Origin of the sequence: Pantoea sp. Cy-639, assembly GCF_011752525.1 — a bacterium.
Taxonomy (GTDB): Bacteria; Pseudomonadota; Gammaproteobacteria; order Pseudomonadales; family Pseudomonadaceae; genus Aquipseudomonas.
Genome location: NZ_VWXI01000001.1, coordinates 313,967 through 334,062, shown reverse-complemented (window position 1 = coordinate 334,062; position 20,096 = coordinate 313,967). Strand labels below are relative to the sequence as shown.

Sequence of the window (20,096 nt, the reverse complement as noted above, 5' to 3'; positions counted from 1 at the left end):
ACCGGACGATGTCGCTGGGGTGCTACTTCCTACAACAAGAACAGGGATGTGAACCAATGGCCGTATTCGATTACCGACAGCTCGACCGCACTGCCTCTTCCGCGCTCTACAAGGACGCCATGGCCCTGGCCACCTATGCCTACCATGGCATCGACGATGGTTTTACCGCCGGCTACCAGAAACATGGTTTCGGCCTTGGCCTGCCGGCCACGCTGGTCAAGGCGCTGATCGGCGGCACCGACAGCCAGGGCGTGATCCCCGGCATTCCGTGGAATCCCGACGCCGAGGCCAAGGCCCTGGTCCAGGTCAAGGCTGCCGGTTGGACGCCGATCAGCGCCGCGCAGCTGGGCTACCAGGGCAAGACCGACCAGCGTGGCACCTTCCACGGCGAGACGCCTGGCTACACCAGTGCCCAGGTGGAGATCCTCGGTCGCTACGATGATGCCGGCCGGCTCAGTGGTATTGGCGTTGCCTTCCGCGGCACCAGTGGCCCGCGGGAGAATTTGCTGGGCGACACCCTGGGCGACGCCATCAACGACCTGCTGGCCGCGATCGGCCCGGCCGGCTACGCCCGCGACTACACCGGCAATGCCTTCGACCGCCTGCTCGGCGATGTGGCGACGTTCGCCAAGGCCAATGGCTTGAGCGGCGCCGACGTCACCGTCAGCGGCCATAGCCTTGGCGGCCTCGCGGTCAACAGCCTGGCGGACCTGAGTACCTCGCGCTGGGGCGGTTTCTATCAGGACGCGCGATACGTCGCCTTCGCCTCGCCGACCCAGGCCGCCGACGCCGACAAGGTGCTCAATATCGGCTACGAGAACGACCCGGTGTTCCGCGTGCTCGATGGCACTTCGGCGACCTGGGCCACCCTGGGCGTGCATGACGGCGCCAAGGCTTCGGCCACCAACAACATCGTCAACTTCAACGACCACTACGCCTCCGATGCCTGGAACCTGCTGCCGTTCTCCATCGGCAACATCGCCACCTGGCTGTCGCACTTGCCGTCGGCCTACACCGATGGTCTGGGCCGGGTGCTGGGCTCATCGTTCTATCAGTGGACCAGCCGCGACTCGACCGTGGTGGTCAGCAACCTGTCCGATACGACGCGTGGCTCGACCTGGGTCGAAGACCTCAATCGCAACGCCGAGCCGCACAAGGGCAGCACCTTCATCGTCGGTTCGAACGGCGACGACCTGATCCATGGCGGGCGTGGCAATGACTACCTCGAGGGGGGCGCGGGTAATGACATCTTCCGCGACGACGGCGGCTTCAACCTGATCGACGGCGGGGCCGGGCATGACACCCTCAAGCTCCAGGACGCCCTGGCCAACCTGAGCATTGCCCGGGACGGCGAGGGCACGCTCTACGTGCGTGACGCCCAGGGCGGCATCAGCCTGGTGCGCAATGTCGAGACGCTGGTCAGCAAGGAGTCCAGCCTGCTGATCTTCAGCAAGGAGGTCAGTCACCAGGTGGGCGCCGGGGGGCTGCTGGACAGCGGCAAGATCAACCCGTATGCCCTCTCGCACAGTGGTGGCCAGGGCAACGACCAACTGCGGGCCGGGGACCAGGGGCAGTGGCTGTTCGGCCTCGGTGGGGATGATCGCCTGGTGGGCGGGGCGGGTAACGATGTGCTGGTCGGCGGCACGGGCAACGATGTGCTCAGTGGCGGTGGCGGTCGCGACACCTTCCTGTTCAGTGGGCATTTCGGCCAGGATCGGGTGCTGGACTTCAGCGGGCAGGACCGGCTGGTCTTCATCGGTGTCGAGGGCGGTACGGCGGCGCCGGACTGGCGGGCGCATGCCAGCCAGGAAGGGGCTGACCTGGTGCTGAAGTTCGGTTCGGACAGCGTGACCCTGGTGGGGATCGCGGGGCAGGGGCTGGGTGACGGGCAGGTGGTGATCGCTTGATCGCAGGGCCACGTTGTGGCCCATTCGCCGGCAAGGCCGGCTCCTACAGCGACCGTAGGAGCCGGCCTTGCCGGTGAGCATGATGGGTCAGGCGATCTCGCGTGAGTCGCGGACCATGTCCACGTGCGGGATGCCGGCTTCGAGGAACTCCTCGCTGACCACTCGGAAACCCAGGCGCTCGTAGAACGGCGTGGCATGTACCTGGGCACTGAGCATCTGCTGCCTGAGGTCACGCTGCTGCGCCTCGACGATCACCGCGCGCATCAGCGCGTCGCCGACCTTCAGGCCGCGCCAGTCCTTGAGCACCGAGACCCGGCCAATGGTGCCGTCGGGCAGCAGGCGGGCGGTACCGATCGGGTAGTCGCCCTCCATGGCCAGGAAGTGCACGGCGGTCGGGTCCTCTGCGTCGAACTCGAGCTCAGGCGGCACGTGCTGCTCGGCGACGAACACGGCGCTGCGGATACGGTGGATATCGGCGTTGTCTTTGTGCCAGTCGGCCAGTCGAACGCTGATCTTATTCATTGGCAAACCCCAGGCTTCCTTGTTTGACCAGCTGGCATACCAGCATCAGGCCTTCTTCGTCTTCCAGCCACTGTGCCAGATTTTCCATGTGCAGGGCATCGGCGGCGCAGATCAGCTTCAGCAGCTCGCGCAGGTGGCCAGAGAGCAGGCGGCTCTGGCCGCTGGCGAACAGCAGCAGGTTGTCGTCGACTTCCGACCAGGCCAGACGCGCGCTCGGGTTGCGAATCAGGATCGCACCCTGTTCCAGGCTGTAGATCAGGTCTTCTTCGCTGAGCTCCTCGCCGCTGACCATTTCCGGGTAGCGCGGCTCGGTCATGAACTGGCCGAACCAGGTCAGCAGCAGGCGCTCGTCGCCCATGTGCTCGGCCAGCAGGGCCTTGAGGCGGTCGAGGGCGTCGTGCTGGATCTGGTGCGGGTCGGCCACTGGCTGGGCGTCGGCGTCGCTGTAGCGCTCCTCGTCCGGGAGGAACTGGCTGAGGAAATCGGTGAAGTGGGTCAGCACTTCGGCGGCGCTCGGGGCGCGGAAACCGACCGAGTAGGTCAGGCAGTCATCCTCGGCCACGCCGTAGTGGGCCAGGCGCGGCGGCAGGTAGAGCATGTCGCCCGGCTCCAGGGTCCACTCGCCGCTCTGTTCGAACTCGGCGAGGATGCGCAGGTCGGCATGTTCGATCAGCGGGCTGTCGCTGTTGCACATCTGGCCGACTTTCCAGTTGCGTTTGCCATGGCCTTGCAGCAGGAACACGTCGTAGTTGTCGAAGTGCGGGCCGACGCTGCCACCGGGGGCGGCATAGCTGATCATCACATCGTCGATGCGCCAGCTCGGCAGGAAGCGGAAGTGCTCCAGCAGCTCGGCGACTTCCGGGACGAACTGGTCCACTGCCTGGACCAGCAGGGTCCAGTCACGCTCGGGCAGGTCGGCGAAGGCGTCTTCGGCGAACGGGCCGCGGCGCAATTCCCAGGGGCGCTCGCCGTGCTCGAGCACCAGGCGCGATTCGACTTCCTCTTCCAGTGCCAGGCCGGCCAGCTCGTCCGGATCGATCGGGCTTTCGAAGTCCGGGAAGGCCTGGCGCACCAGCAGCGGTTTCTTCTGCCAGTAGTCGCGCAGGAATTCACGGGCCGTCAGGCCGCCCAGCAGTTGCAGTGGAGTATCAGAATTCATGTTCAACCTATTGAAAAAACGTAGTTTTCAGACGGGAATAAAAACGCCCGGCCAGGCCGGGCGTCGTGCGCGACGGTCAGCTTAGATGCGTTTGGCCTGGGCCACGGCATTGCCGATGTAGGTCGCCGGGGTCAGTTGCTTGAGCTCGGCCTTGGCTTCGGCTGGCATGTCCAGGCCGTCGATGAAGGTCAGCAGCGCTTCAGGGGTGATGCCCTTGCCACGGGTCAGCTCCTTGAGCTTCTCGTAGGGGTTCTCGATGTTGAAGCGACGCATCACGGTCTGGATCGGCTCGGCGAGGACTTCCCAGCAGGCGTCCAGGTCGGCGGCGATACGGGCGGCGTTGACTTCCAGCTTGCCGATACCTTTCAGGCTGGCCTCGTAGGCGATGACGCTGTGGGCGAAGCCCACGCCGAGGTTGCGCAGCACGGTGGAGTCGGTCAGGTCACGCTGCCAGCGCGAGATCGGCAGCTTGCTGGCCAGGTGCTGGAACAGCGCGTTGGCGATGCCCAGGTTGCCTTCGGAGTTCTCGAAGTCGATCGGGTTGACCTTGTGCGGCATGGTCGAGGAGCCGATTTCGCCGGCGACGGTCTTCTGCTTGAAGTAGCCCAGCGAGATGTAGCCCCAGACGTCGCGGTCGAAGTCGATGAGGATGGTGTTGAAGCGGGCGATGGCGTCGAACAGCTCGGCGATGTAGTCGTGCGGTTCGATCTGGGTGGTGTAGGGGTTGAACACCAGGCCCAGTTCGTCCTCGATGAAGGCGCGGGCGTTGGCTTCCCAGTCGATCTGCGAGTAGGCCGACAGGTGAGCGTTGTAGTTGCCCACGGCGCCGTTGATCTTGCCCAGCAGCGGCACGGCGGCCACCTGGGCGATCTGGCGCTCCAGGCGGTAGACGACGTTGGCCAGTTCCTTGCCCAGGGTGGTCGGCGAGGCCGGCTGGCCGTGGGTGCGCGACAGCATCGGCACATCGGCGTGGGCGTGGGCCAGGGCGCGGATGGCGTCGGCGATCTGGCGCATCAGCGGCAGCAGCACGTCGTCACGGCCGGCGCGCAGCATCAGGGCGTGGGACAGGTTGTTGATGTCCTCGCTGGTGCAGGCGAAATGGATGAACTCGCTGACCTTGGCCAGTTCCGGCAGGGTCGCGGCCTGCTCCTTGAGCAGGTACTCGATCGCCTTGACGTCGTGGTTGGTGGTGCGCTCGATCTCTTTGACGCGTTCGGCGTGCTCGAGCTTGAAATCAGTGGCCAGGCTGTCCAGCAGGGCGTTGGCTTCGGCGGAGAATACCGGCACTTCGCCAATCTGTGGGTGGGCGGCCAGACGCTGCAGCCAGCGCACTTCGACCAGGGCACGGAAACGGATCAGACCGAATTCGCTGAAGATGGGGCGCAGGGCCTGGGTTTTGCCGGCGTAACGGCCGTCTACAGGGGAAACCGCAGTGAGCGAAGAGAGCTGCATGGGGTGTTCTCGGACAGTCAGGCTTTTGGAAGGGCGCATATCATACATGAAAAACACGCCCGGGTCGGGTGGCTGACCAAAGGTCTGGCCTGTGAAGCATGTGCCGGGTGTGCGGCGCTCAATCAGCGCTGCGCATCATCCCGTACAGTTCGTTGAGCAGCTTGCGCCGGCTGAACACCAGTTGCCAGCGATGCCCGCCGAGCTGGCGCCACAGGCGCGCGGCGCGGATACCGGCCAGCAGCAGGGCGCGGATCTTCGAGGCGTTGCTGGCCTGCTGCAGGAAGCGCATGTCGCCATGCACCTGGATGCGTTGGCGCAGGGTGCTCAGGGTGTCCTGGTACAAGGCTCCGCTGGAGGCGATGACATTATCGTGAACCAGGCCGAAATGCTCAGCCTGGGACTGGATCTGCGGCAGGCGGTTGCCAATGGTCTCGAGCAGGTCGCCGCGCTTGTTCAGCTGGCGTTCCAGGCCCAGCATCGACAAGGCGTAGCGCAGCGGTTCGCGCTGCAGGCTGCCGGGGTCGCGCTCGAGGGCACTGGCCAGCGCGCGGTAGCCGTCGCGCAGGTTGAGGTCGTCACCGCCGAACACCTCGAGGGTGTCCTTCGGGTCGACCACCAGCAGGCTGCCGAGCATGCAACCGATGTGAGCCTCGCTAGCCTGGCCGGTGCGGGCGATGCGGTCGACCAGCACGGCGGCCTGGAACACGCCGCCCAGGGCAATCAACTGCTCCTGGAGATTGTTCATGCGCGCGGGCTCCACGGCTCGGCGACTTCGATCACGCCGCCACCCAGGCACACCTCGCCGTCATAGAACACCACCGACTGGCCCGGGGTGACCGCGCGCTGCGGCTCGTCGAACACCGCGCGGTAGCCTTCGGCGGTACGCTCCAGGGTGCACTGCTGGTCGCCCTGGCGGTAGCGCACCTTGGCGGTGAGTTTGCGTGGGCTGCTCAGGTCGATCGGATTGACCCAGAAGATCTCCGAGGCGAGCAGGGCGCGGGAGAACAGCCACGGGTGTTCGTTGCCCTGGCCGACCACCAGCACGTTGCGGGTCAGGTCCTTGTGCAGCACGTACCACGGCTCGTCGCCGGCGTCTTTCAGGCCGCCGATGCCAAGGCCCTGGCGTTGGCCGATGGTGTGGTACATCAGGCCGTGGTGACGACCGATCACTTCACCTTCGGTGGTCTCGATGTCGCCCGGCTGGGCGGGCAGGTACTGCTTGAGGAAGTCGCTGAAGCGGCGCTCGCCGATGAAGCAGATACCGGTGGAGTCCTTCTTCTTCGCTGTGGCCAGGCCGTGTTTCTCGGCGATGGCGCGGACTTCGGGCTTTTCCAGTTCACCCACCGGGAACAGGGTGCGGGCGATTTCCTTGCCGCCGACGGCGTGCAGGAAGTAGCTCTGGTCCTTGTTCGGGTCCAGGCCCTTGAGCAGTTCGGTGAGCGTGCCGGTATCGCGGCGACGCACGTAGTGCCCGGTGGCGATCAGGTCGGCACCCAGCGACAGGGCGTAGTCGAGGAACGCTTTGAACTTGATCTCGCGGTTGCAGAGGATGTCCGGGTTCGGCGTGCGACCGGCCTTGTATTCTTCGAGGAAGTGCTCGAACACGTTGTCCCAGTATTCGGCGGCGAAGTTGGCGGTGTGCAGCTTGATGCCGATGCGGTCGCACACGGCCTGGGCGTCGGCCAGGTCTTCGCGGGCGGTGCAGTATTCGGTGCCGTCGTCCTCTTCCCAGTTCTTCATGAACAGACCTTCCACCTGGTAGCCCTGCTCCATGAGCAGGAGGGCGGAGACGGAAGAATCCACGCCGCCGGACATGCCGACGATGACGCGGGTCTTGGCGGGGTCTTTGAGTGCTGGGCTGGTCATGGCTACCGGTGTGTATCAGAGGGGAAAAACGTCGATTCTATCAAACCCGTGGCCGCGCGTCAGTCGCGCAGCAGAGCCAGGCTGTGCAACGGGCCGTCGAGGTAGTCGTCCAGGCAGCGTGGCACCAGTTCGCTGCGCCAGCGCGAGGGATCGGCCAGCAGTTCCTCGCGGGTCAGCCAGACGGCGCGGACGATGTCGCTGTCCAGGGCCAGGTCGGCATGGTGACGCAGCGGGCGGGCGGCGAAGCAGATGCGCTGGTAGGTGACGCCATTGCTCGGGGCGGTATAGAGGTAGATGCCAACCACGCCGGTGAGCTCGACTTCCCAGGCGGTTTCTTCCAGGGTTTCGCGCAGGGCGGCCTGGGGCAGCGTCTCGTTGGGTTCGAGGTGGCCGGCGGGCTGGTTGAAGACGTGCTGGCCGGCCTTGAACTCCTCGACGAAGAGGAACTTGCCCTCGTGCTCGACGACGGTGGCGACGGTGATGTGGGGTTGCCAGGTCATGAAAGGAGCCTCTGGGTATTTCAGGCCGTTCCTGCAAAGGCTGAGCCTGTCTTTCAGAAAGCACAAACCCCGGTGCGTGGCCGGGGTTTGTGCCGTTACTTCAAGCGAGCCTTACAGGGCGGCAATGGCGCTGTTCAGGGTCTGGCTTGGGCGCATCACCTTGGCGGTCAGCTCGGCATCCGGTGCGTAGTAGCCACCGATGTCGGCCGGCTTGCCCTGGACGGCGTTGAGCTCGGCGACGATGGTCGCTTCGTTCTCGCTCAGGGTCTTGGCCAGTGGGGCGAAGCGCGCCTGCAGGGCGGCGTCGTCGGTCTGGGCGGCCAGGGCCTGGGCCCAGTACAGGGTCAGGTAGAAGTGGCTGCCGCGGTTGTCGATACCGCCGACCTTGCGCGAAGGCGACTTGTTGGTGTCGAGGAACTTGCCGGTAGCCTGGTCGAGGGTGTTGGCCAGGACCTTGGCGCGCGGGTTGTCGTAAGTGTTGCCCAGGTGCTCCAGGGAGGCGGCCAGGGCCAGGAACTCACCCAGCGAATCCCAGCGCAGGAAGTTCTCTTCCACCAGTTGCTGCACGTGCTTCGGTGCCGAGCCGCCGGCGCCGGTCTCGAACAGGCCGCCACCGCTCATCAGCGGCACGATCGACAGCATCTTGGCGCTGGTGCCCAGTTCCATGATCGGGAACAGGTCGGTCAGGTAGTCGCGCAGCACGTTGCCGGTCACCGAAATGGTGTCCTTGCCTTCGCGGATGCGGGCCAGGGAGAACTTGATGGCATCGACCGGGGCCAGGATGCGGATGTCCAGGCCGGAGGTGTCGTGATCCTTCAGGTACTTCTGCACTTTCTCGATCATCACGCCGTCGTGGGCGCGGACCGGGTCCAGCCAGAACACCGCCGGGGTGTTGCTCAGGCGGGCGCGGTTGACGGCCAGCTTGACCCAGTCCTGGATCGGCGCGTCCTTGGTCTGGCACATGCGGAAGATGTCGCCCGCCTCGACGTTCTGCTCCAGCAGGACCTTGCCCTTGCCGTCGACCACGCGCACGACGCCATCGGCCTTGACCTGGAAGGTCTTGTCGTGGGAGCCGTACTCTTCGGCCTTCTGCGCCATCAGGCCGACGTTCGGTACGCTGCCCATGGTGGTCGGGTCGAAGGCGCCGTTGGCCTTGCAGTCCTCGATGGTGGCCTGGTAGATGCCGGCGTAGCAGCGGTCCGGGATGACGGCCTTGGCATCCTGCAGTTCACCGGCGGTGTTCCACATCTTGCCCGAGTCGCGGATCATCGCCGGCATCGAGGCGTCGACGATGACGTCGCTCGGCACGTGCAGGTTGGTGATGCCCTTGTCCGAGTTGACCATGGCCAGGGCCGGGCGAACGGCGTACAGGGCCTGGATGTCAGCTTCGATCTCGGCCTGCTTGTCGGCTGGCAGGTCCTTGATGCGGGCGTACAGGTCGCCGATACCGTTGTTGGCGTTGAAGCCCACTTCGGCCAGGGCGCTGGCGTGCTTGGCCAGTACGTCGTTGTAGAACTCTTCGACGATGACGCCGAACATGATCGGGTCGGAGACCTTCATCATGGTGGCTTTCAGGTGCACCGACAGCAGCACGCCCGAGGCCTTGGCGTCGGCGATCTGCTCGGCGATGAAGGCTTTCAGGGCCTTGCGGCTCATGGTGGCGCAGTCGATGACCTCGGCGGCCTTCACTGCGGTCTTTTCCTTCAGCACGGTGGTGCTGCCGTCTTTGGCGACCAGCTCGATGCGCAGGCTGTCGTCAGCCTCGATCAGCGCGGCTTTCTCGCTGCCGTAGAAGTCGCCCTGGGTCATGTGGGCAACATGCGACTTGGAGTCGGCGGCCCAGGCGCCCATCTTGTGCGGGTGCTTGCGTGCGTAGTTCTTGACCGACAGCGGCGCGCGGCGGTCGGAGTTGCCTTCGCGCAGGACCGGGTTCACGGCACTGCCCTTGATGCGGTCGTAGCGGGCGCGGGATTCTTTCTCTGCGGCGCTGACCGGTTCGTCGGCGTAGTCGGGGATGTTGAAGCCCTTGGCCTGCAGTTCCTTGATCGCCGCCTTCAGCTGCGGTACCGAAGCGGAGATGTTCGGCAGCTTGATGATGTTGGCTTCAGGCGTGGTGGCCAGCTGGCCCAGTTCCGCCAGGTGATCGCCTACCTGCTTCTCGGAGCCCAGTTGCTCGGGGAAGGCCGCGAGGATACGACCGGCCAGGGAGATATCGCGGGTTTCGACGGCGATGTCGGCCGAAGCGGTGAAGGCCTCGACGATCGGCAGCAGCGAGTAGGTGGCGAGGGCGGGAGCTTCGTCGGTGAAGGTATAGATGATCTTGGAACGGGTGGGCATGCGGGTTAACTCTCTATGTGCTGAGCGTACTCGAGTCTCGAGGTGCGCAGGGTAGGCGCTTCGCCCTGGCGACGCCATGAGCGGAAAGTCGAGAGGCTGCGAGCGGTGATGGTGGATGCATCAGTCGAGCGTCAAGTGCTGGGCAGCGGTAACCACCCAGGCTTCGTGGCCGTTCTCGGCCAAGGGCGAGCCGCATTTTTCCAAGGGTTCGCCCCGATGACCCTGCGGTCGCGGCGCAGTATATCAAACCCTCCGGACGATTCAGCAAGGCGAAGTGGTATCAGCGCATTTATAAGACCAAAGACGTAGGGGCAATGTGGCGTAGTGACGCAGGCCGAGCCCCTGTGTTCGGGGCGCCGGCTTGCAGGTCGGCGGATGTGGTTTAGGCTCATTGCATCGCACGATTTCCAAACACACCAGCGAAAAGCGGAGTAGTGCAGCATGGGATACCAGAAAATCAAGGTTCCGACCGACGGCAGCAAGATCACCGTCAATGCAGACCATTCGCTCAATGTTCCCGACAACCCCATCATTCCCTACATCGAGGGCGATGGCATCGGCGTGGATGTCTCGCCGGTGATGATCAAGGTGGTCGATGCTGCCGTGCACAAGGCCTATGGCGGCAAGCGCAAGATTGCCTGGATGGAGGTCTATGCCGGCGAGAAGGCCACCCAGGTATACGACCAGGACACCTGGTTGCCCCAGGAAACCCTGGATGCGGTCAAGGACTACGTGGTGTCGATCAAGGGGCCGCTGACCACCCCGGTCGGCGGCGGCATCCGTTCGCTCAACGTGGCGCTGCGCCAGCAGCTCGATCTCTACGTGTGCCTGCGCCCGGTGGTGTGGTTCCAGGGCGTGCCGAGCCCGGTGAAGAAGCCTGGCGATGTCGACATGGTGATCTTCCGTGAGAACTCCGAGGACATCTACGCCGGGATCGAGTGGAAGGCCGGCTCGCCGGAGGCGAACAAGGTGATCAAGTTCCTCAAGGAGGAAATGGGCGTCACCAAGATCCGCTTCGACCAGGACTGCGGCATCGGCGTCAAGCCGGTCTCGAAGGAGGGCACCAAGCGTCTGGTGCGCAAGGCCCTGCAGTACGTGGTGGACAACGACCGCAAGTCGCTGACCCTGGTGCACAAGGGCAACATCATGAAGTTCACCGAGGGCGCGTTCAAGGACTGGGGCTACGAGGTGGCGCGCGACGAGTTCGGCGCCGAGCTGCTCGATGGCGGGCCGTGGATGAAGTTCAAGAACCCCAAAACTGGTCGCGAGGTGATCGTCAAGGATGCCATCGCCGACGCCATGCTCCAGCAGATCCTGCTGCGCCCGGCCGAATACGACGTGATCGCCACCCTCAATCTCAACGGTGACTACCTGTCCGATGCCTTGGCGGCTGAGGTCGGCGGCATCGGTATCGCCCCGGGGGCCAACCTGTCGGACACGGTGGCCATGTTCGAGGCTACCCACGGTACCGCGCCCAAGTATGCCGGCAAGGACCAGGTCAACCCAGGGTCGGTGATCTTGTCTGCGGAGATGATGCTGCGGCACATGGGCTGGACCGAGGCCGCCGACCTGATCATCAAGGGCACCAATGGCGCTATCGCCGCCAAGACCGTGACCTACGACTTCGAGCGCCTGATGGACGGCGCGACGCTGGTCGGCAGTTCGGGCTTTGGCGAGGCGCTGATCAAGCACATGTAAGCGCAAAGAAAAACCGGCCGCTTCCTTATTAAAGAAGCGGCCGGTTTCTACGTATACCGGCAGATGCTCGGGGATCAGGCTTTGATGGTGTCGCCTGGCGTTTTCTCCGAGGTCTGCTGGGCGTCTTTGCCGGCGCCTTTGATCTCGGTTGCGTGCAGCCCTTTGGGGCCCTGGATGATCTCGAAGTTCACGCTTTGCCCTGCTTTCAGCGTCTTGTAGCCGTCCATCTGGATCGCTGAATAGTGGGCGAACAGATCATCTGTCTTGCCGTCTTCATTGATGAATCCGTAGCCCTTGGCATTGTTGAACCACTTGACTTTACCGCTTGCCATCCCTATGTCCCTCTGCAAAGGACTCCATCACTGGAGTATCATCCACTTCATCCGCATACGAACCGTGCGAGAAAATCTGGTTGACTGCGCGGATCTTTATCGACCACGGTGGGCTCTTATTGGTTGTAACACCGTTTTGCCGATAGTCAAGGTCAGGCGGGCCCGTGTAGACGGCGGCCTGCGCGGTCAACCCACAACCCTAAACCGTCGATATGATGAAATTCTTTCCATGCATCCGATCAGCCAGATTCGACTAACATTCAATCAGGATCGCCCGCAGCCGCATGAGGACGGGCATGAGGACGATGGTGCCGGTCTTGCGGTCCAGGAGGCCAAGCCACTTCTGCAGGCGCCACCGATGTACAAGGTGGTTTTGTTCAACGATGACTACACACCGATGGATTTCGTCGTCGAAGTGCTCGAGACGTTCTTCAATCTGAACCGCGAGCTGGCGACCAAGATCATGCTGACCGTCCATACCGAAGGGCGGGCAGTGTGCGGATTGTTTACCCGGGACATCGCCGAAACCAAGGCCATGCAGGTCAACCAATACGCCAGGGAAAGCCAGCATCCGCTACTCTGTGAAATCGAGAAGGACGGTTAATCGCCGACCACTTGGGTATGAGGTGAAGCTATGTTAAACCGCGAGCTCGAAGTCACCCTCAATCTGGCCTTCAAGGAGGCCCGTTCGAAACGTCATGAGTTCATGACCGTCGAACACCTGTTGTTGGCACTCCTTGACAATGAAGCCGCCGCGACCGTTCTGCGCGCCTGTGGCGCCAATCTCGAAAAACTCAAGCATGACCTGCAGGAGTTCATCGATTCGACCACGCCGTTGATCCCCGTGCATGATGAGGACCGTGAAACGCAGCCGACGCTGGGCTTCCAGCGCGTGCTGCAGCGTGCCGTGTTCCATGTGCAGAGCTCCGGCAAGCGTGAAGTGACCGGTGCCAACGTGCTGGTGGCGATTTTCAGCGAACAGGAAAGCCAGGCCGTGTTCCTGCTCAAGCAGCAGAGCGTGGCGCGCATCGACGTGGTCAACTATATCGCCCACGGCATCAGCAAGGTGCCGGGCCATGGGCCGCACACCGACAGCGACCAGGACATGCAGGACGAGGAGGGCGGCGAGGCGTCGTCCTCGAGCAATCCGCTGGACGCCTATGCCAGCAATCTCAACGAGCTGGCCCGGGCTGGTCGCATCGACCCGCTGGTCGGTCGCGAGCAGGAGGTCGAGCGCGTTGCGCAGATCCTGGCCCGCCGACGCAAGAACAACCCGCTGCTGGTCGGCGAGGCCGGTGTCGGCAAGACTGCCATCGCCGAAGGCCTGGCCAAGCGTATCGTCGATGGCCAGGTGCCCGATCTGCTGGCGCAGAGCGTGGTCTACTCCCTCGACCTCGGCGCGCTGCTGGCCGGCACCAAGTACCGCGGCGACTTCGAGAAACGCTTCAAGGCGCTGCTCGGCGAGTTGCGCAAGCGCCCGCAGGCAATCCTGTTCATCGACGAGATCCACACCATCATCGGCGCCGGGGCGGCGTCCGGCGGGGTGATGGATGCCTCCAACCTGCTCAAGCCGCTGCTGTCCTCGGGTGATATCCGGTGCATCGGCTCGACCACCTTCCAGGAGTTCCGCGGCATCTTCGAGAAGGACCGTGCCCTGGCGCGGCGCTTCCAGAAAGTCGATGTCAGCGAGCCGTCGGTGGAAGATACCGTAGGTATCCTGCGCGGACTCAAGGGGCGTTTCGAGACCCACCACAACATCGAGTACAGCGACGAAGCGCTGCGTGCCGCCGCCGAACTGGCCTCGCGCTACATCAATGACCGGCACATGCCGGACAAGGCCATCGACGTCATCGACGAGGCCGGTGCCTACCAGCGCCTGCAGCCAGAGGCCAACCGGCTCAAGCGCATCGACGTGCCGCAGGTCGAGGACATCGTCGCCAAGATCGCGCGGATTCCGCCAAAGCACGTCACCAGCTCGGACAAGGAGCTGCTGCGCAACCTCGAACGTGACCTGAAGCTGACCGTGTTCGGCCAGGATGCGGCGATCGACTCGCTGTCCACTGCGATCAAGCTGTCGCGCGCGGGCCTGAAGGCGCCGGACAAGCCGGTCGGCTCGTTCCTGTTCTCCGGCCCCACCGGGGTCGGCAAGACCGAGGTCGCTCGCCAGCTGGCCAAGGCGCTGGGTGTGGAGCTGGTGCGCTTCGACATGTCCGAGTACATGGAGCGCCACACCGTGTCGCGGCTGATTGGCGCGCCGCCCGGCTACGTCGGGTTCGACCAGGGCGGCTTGTTGACCGAGGCGATCACCAAGCAACCGCACTGCGTGCTGCTGCTCGATGAGATCGAGAAGGCCCATCCGGAAGTCTTCAACCTGCTGCTGCAGGTGATGGACCACGGCACCTTGACCGACAACAACGGGCGCAAGGCGGACTTTCGCAACGTGATCCTGATCATGACCACCAACGCCGGTGCTGAAACGGCCGCGCGGGCCTCGATCGGTTTCACCCATCAGGACCACTCGTCCGACGCCATGGAAGTCATCCGCAAGAGTTTCACGCCGGAGTTCCGCAACCGCCTGGATACCATCATCCAGTTCGGTCGCTTGTCTCACGAGACGATCAAGAGCATCGTCGACAAGTTCCTCATCGAGCTGCAGGCGCAGCTGGAGGACAAGCGTGTGCAACTGGAAGTCAGCGATGCCGCTCGTGGCTGGCTGGCGACCTCGGGCTACGACGTGCAGATGGGCGCCCGACCGATGGCGCGGCTGATCCAGGACAAGATCAAGCGGCCACTGGCCGAGGAGATCCTGTTCGGCGAGCTGGCCGAGCACGGTGGCGTGGTGCACGTGGACCTGCGCGACGGCGAACTGGTGTTCGACTACGAGACCACGGCAGAGGTCGCGTAAGCTCGCCGGGTTCGCCGGCAAGCCGCTCCGACAGCCTCTCCGGGCCGTAGGAGCTGGTCTTGCCGGCGAATCATCCGGTTGGCGAGCATTTTCAACGCCCATGAAAAAGCCCGGCACATGGCCGGGCTTTTTCATGGCTTGAGCTTAGCGCGCACGGTAGGTGATGCGGCCCTTGCTCAGGTCGTACGGCGTCAGTTCGACGCGGACCTTGTCGCCAGTGAGAATACGGATGTAGTTCTTGCGCATCTTTCCGGAGATGTGCGCGGTAACGACGTGCCCGTTTTCCAACTCCACGCGGAACATGGTGTTGGGCAGGGTGTCGACGACAGTGCCTTCCATTTCGAAGCTGTCTTCTTTCGACATGCAGTAAAGCCCTCGGTATCCAGTGATGGCCCGACGCGAGACTGCACCGGGCAAAAAAAGTGGCGTGGATTATGCCCGAAAACTGTGTTTCAAGCCAATGCTTTCAATTGAGCGTGACCCAGCGCTGGTTGATCAGCAGCTCGATAGGGCGGTACTGGGTCTTGTAGTTCATCTTCTTGCAGTTCTTGATCCAGTAGCCCAGGTATACGGCGTCGAGGTTCTGGCGCAGGGTTTCGCCAATCTGCCAGAGGATGGCGTAGCGGCCGAGGCTGCGTCGTTCTTCGTCAGGCTCATAGAAGGTGTAGACCGCCGACAGCCCGTTGGGCAGCAAGTCGCACACGGCTACCGCCAGCAGGCGCTCTGCGAGGCGGAACTCGTAGAACCAGCAGAACGGCAGGTCGCGGACCAGGAACGTGGAGAACTGGTCGCGGCTGGGCGGGTACATGTCGCCATCGGCGTGGCGCTGCTCGATGTAGCGTCGGTAGAGGTCGAAATACTCTTCCTTGAACGCAGGGCGGGCGGGGCTGACGGTCAAGTCGGCGTTGCGCTTGAGAATGCGCCGTTGCTGGCGGTTGGGGACGAAGCGGGCGGCAGGGATGCGCGCCGGTACGCAGGCGTTGCAGTGCTGGCAATGGGGGCGATAGAGGTGGTCGCCACTGCGGCGAAAGCCCATTTCCGAGAGGTCGGCGTACACGTGCACGTCCATCGGCTGGCTCGGGTCGAGAAACAGCGTGGTCGCCTGCTCGTCGGGCAGATAGCTGCAGGAGTGGGGCTGAGTGGCATAGAACTTCAACCGCGCCAGCTCTGTCATGATCAACCCCTTCGGTGAGACTTTGTCTCTAAGTGTAAGCCAGCTGTGGCAACTCGCCTAGGCGACCCAGCTGGCGCCGTTGGGCTGGTCGAGGTACTTCGCCAGGTGCTCGGCGAAGTGCTTGCGGCTGACGGTGCGAGCGCCAAGGCTGTGCAGATGATCGGTTGGCATCTGGCAGTCGATCAGCACGAAACCGGCCTGGCGCAGGTGCTCGACCAGCGTCGCAAACCCGACCTTGGAGGCATTGTCGGCGCGGCTGAACATCGATTCGCCGAAGAACAGCCGGCCCATGGCCAGGCCATACAGGCCGCCAACCAGTTCGCCGTCCTGGCGTACTTCTACCGAATGGGCGATACCCCGGCGGTGCAGTTCGCAGTAGGCGGCGCGCATGCTGTCGGTGATCCAGGTGCCGTCGGCATAGTCGCGCGGCGCGGCACAGGCCGCGATCACTGCCGGGAAGTCGGTATCGAAACTCACCTGGTAACGGCCCTGACGGATCAGCTTGGCCAGCGAGCGCGAGACGTGCAGCTCTTCGGGGAACAGCACGGTGCGTGGGTCGGGCGACCACCAGAGGATCGGCTGGCCGTCCTGGTACCAGGGGAAGCAGCCGTGGCGATAGGCGGCCACCAGGCGCTCGGGGGTCAGGTCGCCGCCAGCGGCGAGCAGCCCGTTGGGGTCGTGCAGGGCCTTTTCCAGGGGCGGGAAGGTCAGCGAGTCGCGGGTCAGCCAGGTGAGCATGGTCTATCGTGCGGTGGGGGAGGGGAGAGCGGTCAGCATGGCGTGGCTTGGAGAAGAGGTCAACGGCCGGGCTTCGCGGGCACAGGTTCATCCCGTCGCCGGGTGTTTTGTCCGGCCTTTGGCACCATCTGGCGCATTTGCTGTCACACCTGTGCAAAAACACAGCATAAGCCTTTGTCACAAAAGAAAATGCGTGCTCAAATTGCACCTATGTGAAAGTAGCCCCCGTTCACGCCTCGAGCGGCGTGCCGCCATGGCGGCTGGCGGGCAGTAATGTTAAAAGTAGTGGTTCATTGGCCAGTCACCGGCCGATCACTATTGGACGCGCAGCACGCGCAGGAATAGACGCGTTTTGAAGAAATCCACCGCAACCCCAGCTCCCTTGCCCGTGCCCCTGTGGCGGCAGCAGCTGCACTACCGCCTCAAGGAAGGTGCGCTGATCGCCGTTGGCGCCTTGTGCCTGTACCTGTGGATGGCCCTGTTGACCTACGACACGTCCGACCCAGGCTTCAGCCACACCAGCAATGCCGACCAGGTGCTCAACGCCGCGGGGCGCGCCGGCGCCTACTTCGCCGACATCCTGTTCATGGTGCTCGGCTACTTCGCCTATATCTTCCCGTTGCTGCTGGCGATCAAGACCTGGCAGATCTTCCGCGAGCGTCACCAGCCGTGGCAGTGGAGTGGCTGGCTGTTCTCCTGGCGGTTGATCGGCCTGGTTTTCCTGGTGTTGTCTGGCGCGGCGCTGGCCCATATTCACTTCCACCAGTCGGCGAGCATGCCGTTCTCCGCAGGTGGTGCCCTCGGCGAAAGCCTTGGCGACCTGGCGCGCAACCTGCTCAATGTGCAGGGCAGCACGCTGATGTTCATCGCCCTGTTCCTGTTCGGCCTGACCGTGTTCACCGACCTGTCGTGGTTCAAGGTGATGGACATCACCGGCAAGATCACCCTCGATCTGTTCGAGCTGGTACAAGGGGCGGCCAACCGCTGGTGGGAAGCGCGCAACGAGCGCAAGCGCCTGGTTGCGCAATTGCGTGAAGTTGACGAACCGGTCTTCGACCTCGGGGCGAAGAGCGCCGAGAAACGCGAGCCAGTCAAGCCGCAGGCGCGTGAGCGCATCAGCGAGCCGGACGAGCCTCCTGTCCGTCCGATTGCCCCGCGTGAGCCCACGATCGCGCGCGAGCCGGTCGTGCCACGTGAGCAGCCCGTGGCCCCGGTGATCATCCCGCCCACTCCGGCAAAAGCAGCGGAGCCCAGCAAGCGGGTGATGAAGGAGAAGCAGGCGCCGCTGTTCGTCGACAGCGCCGTGGAAGGCACCTTGCCGTCGATTTCCATCCTTGATCCGGCCGAGCAGAAGAAGATCGAGTATTCGCCAGAATCCCTGGCGGGTGTTGGCCAACTGCTGGAAATCAAGCTCAAGGAGTTCGGCGTGGAAGTCTCGGTGGACTCGATCCACCCAGGCCCGGTCATTACTCGTTACGAAATCCAGCCCGCAGCGGGCGTGAAGGTCAGCCGTATCGCCAACCTGGCCAAGGACCTTGCGCGCTCCCTGGCGGTGACCAGCGTGCGGGTGGTCGAGGTGATCCCCGGCAAGACCACCGTGGGTATCGAGATCCCCAACGAAAACCGGCAGATGGTGCGTTTCTCCGAAGTGCTTGCCACGCCGGAGTACGATGAGCAGAAATCGCCGGTCACCCTGGCTCTGGGCCACGACATCGGCGGCAAGCCGGTGATCACCGACCTGGCCAAGATGCCGCACCTGTTGGTGGCTGGTACCACCGGTTCCGGTAAGTCGGTGGGGGTGAACGCGATGATCCTGTCGATCCTGTTCAAGTCGGGCCCGGAAGACGCCCGGCTGATCATGATCGACCCGAAGATGCTCGAACTGTCGATCTACGAAGGCATCCCGCACCTGCTGTGCCCGGTGGTCACCGACATGAAGGACGCCGCCAACGCCCTGCGCTGGAGCGTCGCCGAGATGGAGCGCCGCTACAAGCTGATGGCGGCCATGGGCGTGCGTAACCTGGCGGGCTTCAACCGCAAGATCAAGGATGCCCAAGAGGCCGGCGAGGTCATCCACGACCCGTTGTACCGCCGCGAGAGCATGGACGACGAGCCGCCTGAACTGAAGACGTTGCCGACCATCGTGGTGGTGGTCGACGAATTCGCCGACATGATGATGATCGTCGGCAAGAAGGTCGAAGAGCTGATCGCCCGTATCGCCCAGAAGGCGCGGGCCGCTGGCATCCACCTGATCCTCGCTACCCAGCGTCCGTCGGTGGACGTGATCACCGGTCTGATCAAGGCCAACATCCCGACCCGCATGGCGTTCCAGGTGTCGAGCAAGATCGACTCGCGGACCATCATCGACCAGGGTGGCGCCGAGCAGTTGCTCGGCCATGGCGACATGCTCTACATGCCCCCGGGCACCAGCCTGCCGATCCGCGTGCACGGCGCGTTCGTCTCCGACGACGAGGTGCATCGCACGGTCGAGGCGTGGAAGCTGCGCGGCGCCCCGGACTACAACGACGACATCCTCAACGGCGTCGAGGAGGCCGGCAGCGGCTTCGACGGCGCTGGTGGCGGTGGCGGCGACGGTGATGATGCCGAAACCGACGCGCTCTACGACGAAGCGGTGCAGTTCGTCCTGGAGAGCCGCCGGGCGTCGATTTCCGCGGTGCAGCGCAAGTTGAAGATCGGCTACAACCGCGCCGCACGGATGATCGAGGCGATGGAGATGGCCGGCGTGGTCACCCCGATGAACAGCAATGGCTCGCGTGAAGTGATTGCACCGGGCGGTCCGCGCGATTGATGATCACCCTGCCGGGCGCCAACGAGGGCGCCCGGCCCACTAACCGTTCTACGAGGATTCCCATGCGCGCGATTCGCATGCTGTTGGTTTCTGCCCTGGCCGCGGCCAGCCTGTCGGCCCAGGCCGGCGACAAGGACGTGCAGCGTCTGACCCAGTTGCTGGAGAAGTCGCAGACCATCGAGGCCAATTTCTCCCAACTGACCCTGGACGCCAGTGGCACCAGCCTGCAGGAAGCCAACGGCACCATGACCGTCAAGCGTCCCGGCCTGTTCTACTGGCACACCGACGCCCCGCAGGAGCAGGTGGTGGTGTCCGACGGCAAGAACGTCACTCTGTGGGACCCGGACCTGGAGCAGGCGACCGTCAAGAAGCTCGACGTGCGCCTGAACCAGACCCCGGCGCTGCTGCTGTCCGGCGATGTGTCGAAGATCAGCCAGAGCTTCGACATCACTTCCAAGGAGCAGGGCGAAGTCATGGACTTCACCCTCAAGCCCAAGACCAAGGACACCCTGTTCGACTCGCTGCGCGTGTCGTTCCGCAAGGGCCTGATCAATGACATGCAGCTGGTCGACAGCGTCGGCCAGCGCACCAATATCCTGTTCAATGGCGTCAAGGCCAACCAGGCGGTGCCGGACAGCAAGTTCAAGTTCGACATCCCCAAGGGCGCGGACGTCATCAAGGAGTAAGCGGAGCCCGT

Annotated in this window: 17 protein-coding genes; 6 read left to right on the top strand and 11 right to left on the bottom strand. The window is 63.9% G+C overall.

Annotated features, from left to right (window positions below; genetic code table 11):
• The first annotated feature begins 56 nt into the window (after positions 1–56).
• Positions 57–1,907, top strand: a complete 1,851-nt coding sequence (locus F3J43_RS01545; RefSeq protein ID WP_166883055.1) for a polyurethane esterase — start codon at positions 57–59, stop codon at positions 1,905–1,907.
• An 87-nt stretch (positions 1,908–1,994) separates the two neighbouring features.
• Here the strand turns inward: F3J43_RS01545 and F3J43_RS01540 are convergent, their stop codons facing one another.
• From F3J43_RS01540 to F3J43_RS01510, 7 genes are all read right to left on the bottom strand, one after another.
• Positions 1,995–2,429, bottom strand: coding sequence for a GNAT family N-acetyltransferase (locus F3J43_RS01540; RefSeq protein WP_166883054.1), 435 nt, complete (start codon positions 2,427–2,429; stop codon positions 1,995–1,997).
• A complete protein-coding gene (locus F3J43_RS01535; protein WP_166883053.1) occupies positions 2,422–3,588 on the bottom strand; it encodes a ribosomal protein uL16 3-hydroxylase in 1,167 nt (388 codons plus the stop codon). The genes F3J43_RS01540 and F3J43_RS01535 overlap by 8 nt, the downstream gene beginning before the upstream one ends.
• 81 nt (positions 3,589–3,669) lie before the next feature.
• The gene (gene purB / locus F3J43_RS01530; protein WP_166883052.1) at positions 3,670–5,040 is read right to left on the bottom strand and encodes an adenylosuccinate lyase; all 1,371 of its coding nucleotides are present in this window, start codon (positions 5,038–5,040) and stop codon (positions 3,670–3,672) included.
• Between the two features lie 118 nt (positions 5,041–5,158).
• Positions 5,159–5,785 carry a high frequency lysogenization protein HflD gene (gene hflD / locus F3J43_RS01525; RefSeq protein ID WP_166883051.1) on the bottom strand — a complete coding sequence of 209 codons (627 nt, stop codon included), beginning with the start codon at positions 5,783–5,785 and terminating at the stop codon, positions 5,159–5,161.
• The gene (gene mnmA, locus F3J43_RS01520; protein ID WP_166883050.1) at positions 5,782–6,906 is read right to left on the bottom strand and encodes a tRNA 2-thiouridine(34) synthase MnmA; all 1,125 of its coding nucleotides are present in this window, start codon (positions 6,904–6,906) and stop codon (positions 5,782–5,784) included. Before mnmA ends, hflD begins: the two co-directional genes overlap by 4 nt.
• A gap of 59 nt (positions 6,907–6,965) precedes the next feature.
• The gene (locus F3J43_RS01515) at positions 6,966–7,406 is read right to left on the bottom strand and encodes an NUDIX hydrolase (protein ID WP_166883049.1); all 441 of its coding nucleotides are present in this window, start codon (positions 7,404–7,406) and stop codon (positions 6,966–6,968) included.
• Between the two features lie 111 nt (positions 7,407–7,517).
• Positions 7,518–9,743 carry an NADP-dependent isocitrate dehydrogenase gene (locus F3J43_RS01510; RefSeq protein WP_166883048.1) on the bottom strand — a complete coding sequence of 742 codons (2,226 nt, stop codon included), beginning with the start codon at positions 9,741–9,743 and terminating at the stop codon, positions 7,518–7,520.
• A 441-nt stretch (positions 9,744–10,184) separates the two neighbouring features.
• Between F3J43_RS01510 and icd the strand changes: the two genes are divergently transcribed.
• Positions 10,185–11,441, top strand: coding sequence for an NADP-dependent isocitrate dehydrogenase (gene icd / locus F3J43_RS01505; protein WP_166883047.1), 1,257 nt, complete (start codon positions 10,185–10,187; stop codon positions 11,439–11,441).
• A 74-nt stretch (positions 11,442–11,515) separates the two neighbouring features.
• Here icd and cspD read toward each other — a convergent pair whose 3' ends face one another.
• Positions 11,516–11,773: a cold shock domain-containing protein CspD gene (gene cspD / locus F3J43_RS01500; RefSeq protein WP_166883046.1), complete on the bottom strand. Its 258-nt coding sequence runs from the start codon at positions 11,771–11,773 to the stop codon at positions 11,516–11,518.
• Between the two features lie 229 nt (positions 11,774–12,002).
• On the opposite strand from cspD, the gene clpS reads away from it, so the two are divergent.
• Both clpS and clpA read left to right on the top strand, forming a co-directional pair.
• Positions 12,003–12,377, top strand: coding sequence for an ATP-dependent Clp protease adapter ClpS (gene clpS, locus F3J43_RS01495; RefSeq protein ID WP_166883045.1), 375 nt, complete (start codon positions 12,003–12,005; stop codon positions 12,375–12,377).
• Positions 12,378–12,407: 30 nt separating this feature from the next.
• Positions 12,408–14,678, top strand: a complete 2,271-nt coding sequence (gene clpA / locus F3J43_RS01490; protein ID WP_166883044.1) for an ATP-dependent Clp protease ATP-binding subunit ClpA — start codon at positions 12,408–12,410, stop codon at positions 14,676–14,678.
• A gap of 144 nt (positions 14,679–14,822) precedes the next feature.
• Here the strand turns inward: clpA and infA are convergent, their stop codons facing one another.
• The 3 genes from infA to aat all read right to left on the bottom strand — a co-directional run bounded on the left by infA (position 14,823) and on the right by aat (position 16,590).
• Complete coding sequence (gene infA, locus F3J43_RS01485; protein ID WP_002553999.1) at positions 14,823–15,041, bottom strand: translation initiation factor IF-1; 219 nt, start codon at positions 15,039–15,041, stop codon at positions 14,823–14,825.
• Positions 15,042–15,144: 103 nt separating this feature from the next.
• Positions 15,145–15,852: an arginyltransferase gene (locus tag F3J43_RS01480; protein ID WP_166883043.1), complete on the bottom strand. Its 708-nt coding sequence runs from the start codon at positions 15,850–15,852 to the stop codon at positions 15,145–15,147.
• Positions 15,853–15,909: 57 nt separating this feature from the next.
• Positions 15,910–16,590 (bottom strand): leucyl/phenylalanyl-tRNA--protein transferase, encoded by a 681-nt coding sequence (gene aat / locus F3J43_RS01475; RefSeq protein ID WP_166883042.1) that lies wholly within the window; start codon positions 16,588–16,590, stop codon positions 15,910–15,912.
• A gap of 292 nt (positions 16,591–16,882) precedes the next feature.
• Here aat and F3J43_RS01470 point away from each other — a divergent pair, with 292 nt between their 5' ends.
• Positions 16,883–19,399, top strand: coding sequence for a DNA translocase FtsK (locus tag F3J43_RS01470; protein ID WP_502706593.1), 2,517 nt, complete (start codon positions 16,883–16,885; stop codon positions 19,397–19,399).
• A 62-nt stretch (positions 19,400–19,461) separates the two neighbouring features.
• The gene (gene lolA, locus F3J43_RS01465; protein WP_166883040.1) at positions 19,462–20,085 is read left to right on the top strand and encodes an outer membrane lipoprotein periplasmic chaperone LolA; all 624 of its coding nucleotides are present in this window, start codon (positions 19,462–19,464) and stop codon (positions 20,083–20,085) included.
• Positions 20,086–20,096: the final 11 nt, after the last annotated feature.

Coding starts and splice junctions, on each gene's coding strand:
- F3J43_RS01545 (WP_166883055.1), top strand. CDS start 57: ATGGCCGTATTCGATTACCGACAGCTCGACCGCACTGCCTCTTCCGCG.
- F3J43_RS01540 (WP_166883054.1), bottom strand. CDS start 2,429: ATGAATAAGATCAGCGTTCGACTGGCCGACTGGCACAAAGACAACGCC.
- F3J43_RS01535 (WP_166883053.1), bottom strand. CDS start 3,588: ATGAATTCTGATACTCCACTGCAACTGCTGGGCGGCCTGACGGCCCGT.
- purB (WP_166883052.1), bottom strand. CDS start 5,040: ATGCAGCTCTCTTCGCTCACTGCGGTTTCCCCTGTAGACGGCCGTTAC.
- hflD (WP_166883051.1), bottom strand. CDS start 5,785: ATGAACAATCTCCAGGAGCAGTTGATTGCCCTGGGCGGCGTGTTCCAG.
- mnmA (WP_166883050.1), bottom strand. CDS start 6,906: ATGACCAGCCCAGCACTCAAAGACCCCGCCAAGACCCGCGTCATCGTC.
- F3J43_RS01515 (WP_166883049.1), bottom strand. CDS start 7,406: ATGACCTGGCAACCCCACATCACCGTCGCCACCGTCGTCGAGCACGAG.
- F3J43_RS01510 (WP_166883048.1), bottom strand. CDS start 9,743: ATGCCCACCCGTTCCAAGATCATCTATACCTTCACCGACGAAGCTCCC.
- icd (WP_166883047.1), top strand. CDS start 10,185: ATGGGATACCAGAAAATCAAGGTTCCGACCGACGGCAGCAAGATCACC.
- cspD (WP_166883046.1), bottom strand. CDS start 11,773: ATGGCAAGCGGTAAAGTCAAGTGGTTCAACAATGCCAAGGGCTACGGA.
- clpS (WP_166883045.1), top strand. CDS start 12,003: ATGCATCCGATCAGCCAGATTCGACTAACATTCAATCAGGATCGCCCG.
- clpA (WP_166883044.1), top strand. CDS start 12,408: ATGTTAAACCGCGAGCTCGAAGTCACCCTCAATCTGGCCTTCAAGGAG.
- infA (WP_002553999.1), bottom strand. CDS start 15,041: ATGTCGAAAGAAGACAGCTTCGAAATGGAAGGCACTGTCGTCGACACC.
- F3J43_RS01480 (WP_166883043.1), bottom strand. CDS start 15,852: ATGACAGAGCTGGCGCGGTTGAAGTTCTATGCCACTCAGCCCCACTCC.
- aat (WP_166883042.1), bottom strand. CDS start 16,590: ATGCTCACCTGGCTGACCCGCGACTCGCTGACCTTCCCGCCCCTGGAA.
- lolA (WP_166883040.1), top strand. CDS start 19,462: ATGCGCGCGATTCGCATGCTGTTGGTTTCTGCCCTGGCCGCGGCCAGC.